This window comes from Mesorhizobium sp. M0830, assembly GCF_040319965.1.
Lineage (GTDB): Bacteria > Pseudomonadota > Alphaproteobacteria > Rhizobiales > Rhizobiaceae > Mesorhizobium.
This window is the reverse complement of the sequence record NZ_JAMYOR010000069.1, coordinates 25,317-33,581: the sequence shown is the minus strand read 5'-3', so window position 1 is coordinate 33,581 and position 8,265 is coordinate 25,317. Positions and strand designations below refer to the sequence as shown.

Below are 8,265 nucleotides of genomic sequence, written 5' to 3'. Positions count from 1 at the left end.
TAATGTCTTTTTCCTTCCTACACCTTCGGCCTCGCCATTCGCCCCCCCCCTCTGGCTCCCTCTTGGGGGGTGGTGGGGGGGGTGGTCGGGGGGGGGGCCGCCCCCCCCCCCCCCCCCCGCCGCTGCGCAGCGACCCTCCCCACAAGGGGGAGGGTAAGAGGCCGCGCAACCGTCTCGCATTTCATCGAACTCACGGAAAGCCGGCAATCGTGACGTCGTCCCAATCCCATCGCCTTACATCCGGCGGTCTTGTCGACCGCTCGGCACCGCTGACCTTCCGCTTCGACGGCAAGACTTTCTCCGGCTTCCAGGGCGACACGCTCGCCTCGGCGCTGATCGCCAATGGTGTCAAGCTGGTCGGCCGCTCGTTCAAATACCATCGCCCGCGCGGCATCCTCACCGCCGGCTCGGAAGAGCCCAACGCGCTGGTCGAGCTGCGCACAGGCGCTCGGCGCGAGCCGAACACCAAGGCGACGACGACCGAACTCTATGACGGGCTGGAAGCCGCCAGCCAGAACCGCTGGCCATCGCTGCGCCACGACGTGATGTCGGTCAACCAGCTTTTCGCGCCGATCTTCGTTGCCGGCTTCTACTACAAGACCTTCATGTGGCCGGCGAAATTCTGGGAAGCGATCTACGAGCCGGCGATCCGCCGCGCCGCCGGCCTTGGCCGCGCCGCCGGCGTCGCCGATCCGGATCACTACGACAAGGCATGGGCGCATTGCGATGTGCTGATCGCCGGTTCCGGTCCAGCCGGTTTGGCCGCGGCGTTGGCCGCCGGCCGCTCTGGTGCCCGCGTCATCCTGTGCGAAGAAGATTTCACGCTCGGCGGCCGTCTGCTGTCGGACGGCGGCACGATCGATGGCTTGCCGGCAGCCGAGTGGCTGTCGCGGACGCTGGCCGAATTGGCTGATATGCCCGACGTCCGCATCATGACCCGCACGACATTGTTCGGCGTCTACGATGGCGGCACCTATGGTGCGATCGAGCGGGTCAACGACCACCTGCCCTCGCCGCCCGAGCATCAGGTGCGCCAGCGCCTGTGGCGGATCGTGGCGAAGCGCTGCGTTGTCGCGGCCGGCGCCATCGAACGGCCGATCGTCTTTGCCGGTAACGACACGCCCGGCGTGATGATGGCCTCAGCCATGCGAACCTACATCGCGCGCTATGCAGCGACGCCGGCTAGGCGCATCGCGCTGTTCACCAACAATGAGGATGGCTGGCGTACGATCGAGACCGCGCTTGGCGCCGGACTTCAGATCGCAGCGGTCATCGACACACGGCCTGATATATCTCCAGCCCACCGATCGCTCGCTTCCAAGGGTGGCTTCGCGGTGCTGCACGGCTCCGTTAGTGGTGTCGAGGGCGGCAAGGACGGCGTCAGGAAAATCGCGGTGTCGCTGACCGGCGGCGCGCGCGCCGAGGTCGAAGCGGACGGCCTCGCCGTTTCGGGTGGCTGGAACCCGGCGGTCGGGCTGACCTCCTACCATCGCGGCCGGCCGACATGGCGCGACGATATCGCCGCCTTCGTGCCCGACGGCGCGCCTCCAGGCATGGTTGCCGCCGGTGCCGCCAATGGCGATTTCGGACTTGGCGCCTGCCTGAGCCAGGGATTTGCCGCCGGCTCGGCAGCGGCGCGTGACGCGGGGCACAATGGCAGGGCGGGCGCCACTCCTGTCGCCGACGACGAGGCATTTTCATTGACGCCGCTCTGGCATGTCGCAGGCAAGGGCAAGGCCTTTGTCGACTACCAGCACGACGTCACCGCTTCCGACATCGAACTGGCGCAGCGCGAGGGCTTTGAATCGATCGAGCACCTGAAGCGCTACACGACGCTCGGCATGGCGACCGACCAGGGCAAGACATCGAATGTCGGCGGCCTCGCCATCATGGCCGCCGTCAGCGGCCGCTCCATTCCCGAGACCGGCACGACGATCTACCGGCCTCCTTATGTGCCGGTCGCCATAGGCGCCTTCGCCGGTCATCATCGCGACGAGACTTTCCATGCCACAAGGCTGACGCCATCGCATCACTGGGCGACCGAACAGGGCGCCGTCTTCGTCGACACTGGCCTGTGGAAGCGCGCGCAATGGTATCCGCGCGCCGGCGAAAAAGACTGGCTGGAATCGGTGACCCGCGAGGTCAAGGCGGTGCGCGGCGGCGTCGGCTTCTGCGATGTCTCGACGCTCGGCAAGATCGACGTGCACGGCCCGGATGCCGGTGCCTTCCTCGACCGCGTCTACATCAACACCTTCTCCAGCCTTGCGGTGGGAAAAGCCCGCTACGGGCTGATGCTGCGCGAGGACGGCATCGTCTATGACGACGGCACCACGTCGCGGCTGGCCGAGGATCACTATTTCCTGACCACCACCACCGCCAAGGCCGGGCTGGTGATGCAGCATCTTGAATTCTGCCGGCAGGTGCTGTTTCCGGAACTCGACGTCCAGCTCACCTCGGTCTCCGACCAGTGGGCGCAGTTCTCGATCGCCGGGCCCAAGACACGCAACCTGCTCAGGGAAGTCGTCGACCCGTCGGAAGACCTGTCGAACGAAGGCTTTCCGTTCATGGGCGCGCGCGAAGTGGCGCTTCGCGGCGGCCTCAAGGCGCGGCTGTTCCGCATCTCGTTCTCCGGCGAGATGGCCTTCGAGATTTCGGTGCCGGCGCGCTTCGGCGATGCCATGGCGCGCAATCTGATGCTGGCCGGCGCGCCATTCGGCGTCACGCCCTACGGCACCGAGGCGCTCGGCGTCATGCGTATCGAAAAGGGGCACATCGCCGGACCGGAATTGAGCGGCACGACGACGGCGGCCGATCTCGGCTTGGGCAAGATGATGTCGACCAAGAAGGACTATATCGGCCGCGTCATGGCGGGGCGCGAGGCGCTGGTCGCGCCGGATCGCCAGGTCGTTGTCGGCGTCAAGCCGGCCGACAAGGCTCGCCGGCTGCGCTCCGGCGCGCACGTCATTCCGAAAGGGCAGATACCTGGCCCCGGCAACGACCAGGGCTATGTCACCTCGGTCTGTTTCTCGCCGACATCGGACCAATGGATCGGGCTCGCCCTTGTCGAACGCGGCCGCGAACGCATCGGCGAGATCGTACACGCGCATGACCCATTGCGCGTCGAGGACTATGACGTCGAGCTGTGCAATCCCGTCTTCTACGATCCCGATGGAGGGCGCCAGCGTGGCTGAGTTTTCCTGGGCTCCCCGCAGTCCCCTCGAGCATGCGCTGGTCGCCGGTCGGCATGGTGCAAGCAGCATCGAGGCCGGCGTTTGGCTGACCGAGATCCGGAATTTCGACCTGATCCAGGTGATGGCGCGGCGCGGCCAAGCGGCCGAGCTGGCAAAGGCAGCCATGGCCCGTTTTGGCGTGGCGGCTCCCGATGTGCCCAAGGCGATACAGGCTCAGGACGCCACGTTGATCTGGTCCGGACCGGATCAGTTTTTCGTCCTGTCGAAGGGCGGCAAGCACACGATGGAGACGCTGGCTCCGGCATTGTCCGGACCTGCCTCGCTGTCGGACCAGTCGCATGCGCGCGCCATGATCAGCATTTCCGGCGCCAAGGCGCGGATGATGCTGGCCAAACTGTCGTCGATCGATCTGCACGCGGGAGCATTTCCGATTGGCGCCGCCGCCGCAACCTCGATGGACCACACCAGCGTGACGCTCTGGCGCGGGAATGACAGGGCGGATGGGCTGGCGGTGTTCAACCTGCTGGTGTTTGCGACCTTCGCCGAGAGCTTGTGGGGCACGATGCTTGATGCGGCGGCTGAATATGGCGTCGACGTCAGCCATTCCGAGGAACTGGCGTAGCGCTTGTGCGCGCCCTCCGCCTTGCCAAACCCAACCGCACTGCTATTCTTGCCGCTAAAATAATTTCACACACAGGCAAACTTGTTTCTCGAACCGCAAGGCTGAGATGAGCCAGTCGCCCTACCCCGCAGTTGCAGCCGGACCGCCCCGGCCGAGCCTGATCCTGAGGCCGGGCCAGATCGCGCTGCCGCCTGGCATGGAGCGTTATACGATCCAGGGTAACGGCGCGGTGCTCATCGAAATCGAAGCCGGCGACACGATCACTGTGCACAATGTCGAGGGTGGCCAGGCCTGCGAGTTGCTGGCCTGGGACAAGACCGGCGCAACCGACCCCGGCATTTTTGGCGCGACATCGAACAGCAATGCCGCAGGCATCAAGGCCGTGCTGACTGAAGGCGACGACAGCCTCGCTTCCTTGCGCCGCGGGCTCGCGCGCCGGCAAGTGCAATTGGATCAGGCCAAGGCCGTGCGTGTGTTCGGCGGTTCCACGCCGGCTGGCACCGAACAGGCCTTCACGATTGCGCGCGACGGCTCGATGGTCATCGCCGCACCCGGCGGGCCGATGCTGGTCGATGGCCACGACACCGCGACGCCGCTCACGGTTATCGTGCGCCGCGCCACAATCCGCCCGGCGGCGAAATCGCAACTGGCCGATCCGCTGGCCGATCCGGTGCTGGACCTGCGCGTCCATTCGGCGACGGCGGAGTCCTATTTCGTCAAGACGGGCGATTATCTGCAGATCATCGATGTCGACGGCCGCCAGTGCACCGACTTCCAGTGCTTCTCGGCCCGCAAGCTGGACAAGGGCCTCGACCATCCACTCGACGTGACGACGACCCGCACGCTGATGGGTGCGAGCTACCCGATGCCCGGCCTGTATTCGAAATATTACGACCAGGACATGGAACCGCTGGTCGAAGTGGTGCAGGACACATGCGGTCGGCATGACGCCTTCGCGCTCGCCTGCGCAGCCAAATATTACGACGATATCGGCTATCCCGGCCACACCAACTGCTCGGAGAATTTCAATCGCGCGCTGGCGGACAGAGGCGTCAATCCTCGTGCCGGCTGGATGGCGATCAACTTCTTCTTCAACACCGCGATCGACGCGCATGGCGTGATGGTGTCCGATGAGCCATGGTCGCGGCCCGGCGACTATGTGCTGTTGCGCGCGCTCACCGACATCGTCTGCGTTTCCTCCGCCTGCCCCGACGACACGACGCCGGCCAATGGCTGGAACCCGACCGACATCCATGTGCGCACCTATTCCGGCCAGCACAAATTCTCGCGAGCGATCGCCAGACGCATGACGCCTGATTCGGAACCGAAAATGACCCGCGAGACCTCCTTTCATTCGAGCTTTGCCAAGCACACCCGCAACTTTCAGGAGTACAGGGGCTACTGGCTGGCCAACTCCTTCGCCAAGGAAGGACCGATCGCCGAATACTGGGCCTGCCGGCAGGACGCGGTGATCATGGACCTGTCGCCGCTGCGCAAGTTCGAGGTCACTGGTCCCGACTCCGAAGCGCTGCTGCAGTACACGCTGACCCGTGACGTCAAGAAGCTCGGCGTCGGCCAGGTCGTCTATTCCGCCATGTGCTACGAACATGGCGGCATGATCGATGACGGCACGCTGCTGCGCCTCGGCAAGGATAATTTCCGTTGGGTCGGCGGCGACGATCTGTCCGGCGAACGGCTGCGCGAGACAGCGGCAAAGCTGGGGCTCAACGTGCTGGTGCGGTCCTCCACCGACCAGATGCACAATGTCGCCGTGCAAGGGCCGAAGAGCCGCGACATCCTGCGTGAAGTCATCTGGACGTCGCCGCTACAGCCGTCGATCGATGAACTCGAATGGTTCCGTTTCGCCGTCGCCCGTATCGGTGGCGGCAACGGCATTCCGGTCGTCGTCTCGCGCACCGGCTACACCGGCGAGCTCGGTTACGAGATCTGGTGCCATCCGCGCGACGCCGAAAAGGTATTCGACGCCATCTGGGAGGCCGGCCAGCCGCACGGACTGAAGCCGATGGGGCTGCAGGCGCTCGACATGGTGCGCATCGAGGCCGGACTGATCTTCGCCGGTTACGAATTCTTGGACCAGACGGACCCCTTCGAGGCCGGCATCGGTTTTACCGTGCCGCTGAAAAGCAAGACCGATGACTTCATCGGCCGCGAGGCGCTGATCCGTCGCAAAGAGCACCCGCGGACGAAGCTGGTCGGGCTCGACATCGACGCCAATGTCGCCGTCGGCCATGGCGACTGCGTGCATGTCGGCCGCGCCCAGATCGGCGTCGTCACCTCAGCCATGCGTTCGCCGGTGCTGAATAAGAATATCGCGCTGGCGAGGCTCGATGTCACTCATTCGGCCATTGGCACCGAGGTCGAGATCGGCAAGCTCGATGGCCATGCCAAGCGGCTGCCGGCGCGCGTCGTCACCTTCGCACATTACGATCCGCAGAAGACAAAACCGCGCTCATGAAGACCGTTTTCACGACAAACAGGTCGGCCGGTCTGTAATCTCACCGGTCGCGTGAATCCTACGCTCACAAGCGTGATGTGCATGGCTTCACAAAACGCTTGACCTGAAAGCGCGTCGGATCAATCTTCACTGTTAAGAAAAAAATACGACTGAGTGGAAACACCGGCAGTCGCTCAATGCATGCGTCGATGATGAAGCCTCGCGAAGTCGCGGCCGTCACGAACGGGGAACATCAAAAAGGGGAACCAAGACACATGAGCACAATAGTAACTGCCCTGGAGCCGCTTGCGGAAGGCAAGCTGCACCGGAATATCGACTGGCGCGGCGCCTTCTGGGTGGCGAGCGGCGTCCCTGCCCTCGTCCTGTTCTCGATCGGCGGCATTGCCGGCACGACCGGCACGCTGGCCTTCGCGATCTGGATCTTCTCCATGATCATGGGCTTCCTGCAATCCTTCACCTATGCGGAGATCGCCGGCCTGTTCCCGAACAAATCCGGCGGTGCCTCGATCTACGGCGCCACGGCGTGGCTGCGCTATTCCAAGTTCATCGCGCCGTTGTCGGTGTGGTGCAACTGGTTCGCCTGGTCGCCGGTGCTGTCGCTCGGCTGCTCGATCGCCGCAACGCGCTGGCGCCGGTGCCGCTGTTCACCGACGCTTCGCCGGATGTCGTCGCCTATATTGCCGCGCATGCAGGAACGAGTGCCGCCGACGCCATCACTGCGGTGACCGCCGCTGCAACGCCGGCGATCCGCAACTGGACGCTCTACAGCCACACGCTGGGACCGGTCTCGTTCACGTTCAACGCGACCTTCTTCATCGGCGCGGTGCTGATGCTGATCATCTTCGCCATCCAGCATCGCGGCATCCTCGGGACGGCCAACGTGCAGAAATATATCGGTCTGCTGGTCATCATCCCGATGCTCATCGTCGGCGTGGTGCCGATCATCACCGGCCAGATCAACTGGGCGAATTTTTCGCCATTTGTACCGCTGGCGGCTGCCTATGCTCCAGAACCCGGCGCCTGGAATATCGCGGGCTGGACGCTGGTGCTCGGCGGCATGTTCATCGCCGCGTGGTCGACCTACGGCTTCGAGACCGCCGTGTGCTACACCTCGGAGTTCAAGAACCCCGGCACCGACACGTTCAAGGCCATCTTTTATTCCGGCTTGCTGTGCATGCTGCTGTTCATCCTGGTGCCGTTCACCTTCCAGGGCGTGCTCGGCCTCAATGGCATGCTGGCGACGCCGATCGTCGACGGTTCCGGCGTCGCCGACGCGCTGGCCGGCATGGTCGGTGGCGGCGCGCTGATCCACAGCCTGCTGGTAATGCTGATGATCCTGGCGCTGGTGCTGTGCATCATGACCGCCATGGCCGGCTCTTCGCGCACACTCTACCAGGGCTCGGTCGACGGCTGGCTGCCGCGCTATCTCAGCCACGTCAACGAGCATGGCGCGCCGACCCGCGCCATGTGGACCGATCTCGTCTTCAACCTGATCGTGCTGGCCATCGCCTCGGCCGACGCGACGAGCTTCTTCTTCATCCTCGCCGTGTCGAACTGCGGCTACATCATCTTCAACTTCCTCAACCTCAACGCCGGCTGGATCCACCGCATCGACAACGGCCATATCGCGCGGCCCTGGAAGGCACCGAGCTGGCTGCTCGGGATCGGGGCGATCTTTGCCTATGTCAACGCCATCTTCATGGGCGCGGGCGCCAAGGTGTGGAACCCGATGGCGTTGTGGGCCGGACTGATCACCGCGGCGCTGATCATTCCGGTGTTCTGCTTCCGCCACTACGTCCAGGACAAGGGAAAGTTCCCCGACCACATGCTGGCCGACCTCGGCATGACGGGAGCCGACCTCGCGGTCAAAAAGGCGGGCATGCTGCCCTATTTGACGCTGGTCGCCGGCGTGGTGGTGATGCTGCTGGCCAACTGGTTTTTCGTCATCTGACGACTTCCCGAAAAGTCGGCAGCGG

The 8,265-nt window shown here is 64.4% G+C and carries 3 protein-coding genes and 1 pseudogene; all 4 read left to right on the top strand.

Annotation, left to right across the window (positions count from 1 at the left end; all coding sequences use genetic code 11):
• The first annotated feature begins 209 nt into the window (after positions 1-209).
• The 4 genes and pseudogenes from NKI20_RS28755 to NKI20_RS28740 all read left to right on the top strand — a co-directional run bounded on the left by NKI20_RS28755 (position 210) and on the right by NKI20_RS28740 (position 8,240).
• Positions 210-3,191, top strand: a complete 2,982-nt coding sequence (locus NKI20_RS28755; RefSeq protein WP_352836826.1) for a sarcosine oxidase subunit alpha — start codon at positions 210-212, stop codon at positions 3,189-3,191.
• Complete coding sequence (locus tag NKI20_RS28750; RefSeq protein WP_352836823.1) at positions 3,184-3,813, top strand: sarcosine oxidase subunit gamma; 630 nt, start codon at positions 3,184-3,186, stop codon at positions 3,811-3,813. Before NKI20_RS28755 ends, NKI20_RS28750 begins: the two co-directional genes overlap by 8 nt.
• A 106-nt stretch (positions 3,814-3,919) precedes the next feature.
• On the top strand, positions 3,920-6,289 hold the full coding sequence (locus NKI20_RS28745) for a trimethylamine N-oxide demethylase (RefSeq protein WP_352836820.1): 2,370 nt from the start codon (positions 3,920-3,922) through the stop codon (positions 6,287-6,289).
• 254 nt (positions 6,290-6,543) lie between these two features.
• Positions 6,544-8,240: pseudogene (locus NKI20_RS28740) on the top strand (trimethylamine N-oxide permease).
• The last annotated feature ends 25 nt before the right edge of the window (positions 8,241-8,265 follow it).